Source organism: Mesorhizobium sp. J18 (genome assembly GCF_007829525.1).
GTDB lineage: Bacteria > Pseudomonadota > Alphaproteobacteria > Rhizobiales > Rhizobiaceae > VLJP01.
In genome coordinates this window covers 1-2,148 of the sequence record NZ_VLJP01000014.1, presented here as the reverse complement: position 1 = coordinate 2,148, position 2,148 = coordinate 1, and the positions used below count along the sequence as shown (strand labels likewise).

The following is a 2,148-nucleotide window of genomic DNA, read 5'->3' as shown; positions in this document are numbered from 1 at the left end:
CCACATCCGCCGCCGCGCCCATGGCGAGCGGCACAATGGTATCGCCGGTGGCCGGGTTGAGGACGGGGAAACTGTCGCTGCCGACGGGATCGACCCATGCACCGTCGATATGGAACTTTGCGGCGTTGGCGATGATGGAAGGCGAGGGGGTCATCAGGCGCGTGCTCCCGCCACGACCAGGTCGGCGCCCTTTTCGCCGATCATGATGGCGGCCGCATTAGTATTGCCGGAAACCACGGCGGGCATGATCGAGGCGTCGATGACGCGCAGGTGGCCGATGCCGTGGACGCGAAGTTGTGGGTCCACCACGGCCATGTCGCCGGTGCCCATCATGCAGGTCGAGACGGCATGTGCGCCGGTGCCGGAATTGTTGGCAATGTAATCAAGCCAGCCCTGCCGCGTGTCCGGCAGCCGCTGCGGGTAGAGGCGGTCCCGAAGCTTCGAGGCGAGGGGCTGCTGGCCGAAGATGCGCTCTGCCATCCTGAGGCCCTCGACGAGGCAGTCCTGGTCGGCCTCCGCCGCGAGGTAATTCGGATGAATCTTCGGCGGCATCTGTGGGTCCGCGGAGGCGATCTCCAGGTAGCCGCGGCTTTGCGGACGACACTGAACGACGCTGATGGTACAGCCCGGGAAGCGGTGCATAGGGCCGCCGGCGCGGTCGAGGCTCCATGCAAGAAAATGGAACTGCACGTCCGGGGCCTTCAGTTCCGGGCGGGTGCGGGCGAAGAGGCCGACGGGGCCGCCCGCCATCATCAGCAGCCCCTTGCGCGTCAGGAGGTACTTCATGCCCTCCATGAGCTTGCGCGGCCAGCTATGGAACACCTCGTTGACTGTGACGGTGCCTGGCACGCAGCGGTAGACGATGCGCGAGGTCAGGTGGTCCTGCATGTTGCGTCCGACGCCGGGAAGATCGTGGACGACGGGAATGCCGTGACGCTTGAGGAGCGCGGCGGGGCCGACGCCGGACAGCTGGAGGATCTGCGGCGAGTTGATCGCGCCGGCAGCGAGGATGACCTCTCGGCGAGCCTTCGCGGTCCTCACTTCGCCGCCGCGCACATATTCGACGCCAGTGGCTTCCCGGCTCCCGAAGAGGATGCGGTTGACGAAGGCGCGTGTTTCGACGGTGAGATTGGTGCGCCGGCGGGCAGGCTCCAGATAGGCGATGGCGGTGCTGGACCTGCGCCAGCGGCCGACCGTCATCTGGTAAGCGCCCGCACCTTCCTGCTCCGCGCCGTTGAAATCGTCGTTGCGCCTATGCCCGGCCGTGACAGCACTTTCGAGGAAGGCGTCGTAGAGCGGGTGCCGCATCCGGATGTCGGCGACGTCGAGCGGCCCGCCGACGCCGTGATATTCGTTTTCGCCGCGCTCCTGGTTTTCCGCCTTGCGGAAATAGGGCAGCACGTCGTCATAGCCCCAGCCGGTGTTGCCAAGCGCCGCCCACTCGTCGAAATCGTGCCGATTGCCGCGAATGTAGATCAGGCCGTTGATCGCGCTCGAACCGCCGATGACCTTGCCGCGCGGCCAGGGAAGTCGACGCCCGGCAAGGGCATCGACGGGTTCAGTCTCGTAGCTCCAGTTGTATCGCGGGTTGTAGGCATTGCGATAGTAACCGGCAGGGATGTGCAGCCAGGGGTCATAGGCACGACCCCCAGCCTCGAGCAGCAGGACCCGGGTCACACCGTCGGCCGTCAGCCGGTTGGCGAGCACGCAACCCGCCGACCCGCCTCCGATGACGATGAAATCATATTCCATGGCATTCCCCTGCCTTGCCTGCCGCTCGTCTCCTTCTCGGTTCGGGATCAGGTGCTGATCCATTCCTCGAAACGCTGCGTGGTCTCCTCGAGGTCGGCGCCGAAATTGGCGATGTCCTGCTCGAACGTGTGGGGGTAATTCTCGGGAGCGGTCGGCATTGATCCTCCCCCAGTGAAGTGGTCCGCCGTTATGATTAGGAAACGGAGGATCGAGAATGGCCAACAAGCGACCGAAGCCGGAAGAGATTGTCTCGAAGTTGCGGCAGGTTGAGGTTCTGATGGGGCAAGGCCTGTCCCGTCTTGATGCGATCAGGCGGATCGGCGTTGTCGAACAGACTTATTACCGCTGGCGCAAGCAATATGGTGGGATGGGCGTAGATCAGTTGAAGGAACTGAA

The 2,148-nt window shown here is 64.5% G+C and carries 2 protein-coding genes; one reads left to right on the top strand and one right to left on the bottom strand.

Going from position 1 to position 2,148, the window contains the following annotated elements:
* Nucleotides 1-153: 153 nt before the first annotated feature.
* Complete coding sequence (locus L598_RS07605) at nt 154-1,752, bottom strand: GMC family oxidoreductase N-terminal domain-containing protein (protein WP_144861378.1); 1,599 nt, start codon at nt 1,750-1,752, stop codon at nt 154-156.
* A 214-nt stretch (nt 1,753-1,966) separates the two neighbouring features.
* Here L598_RS07605 and L598_RS07600 point away from each other — a divergent pair.
* Nucleotides 1,967-2,148 (top strand): transposase (locus tag L598_RS07600; protein ID WP_144861377.1); only part of this gene is annotated, 182 nt, incomplete at its 3' end.

Excerpts from the sequence above, each read along its gene's own strand:
- L598_RS07605 (WP_144861378.1), bottom strand. The coding sequence starts at position 1,752 with ATGGAATATGATTTCATCGTCATCGGAGGCGGGTCGGCGGGTTGCGTG.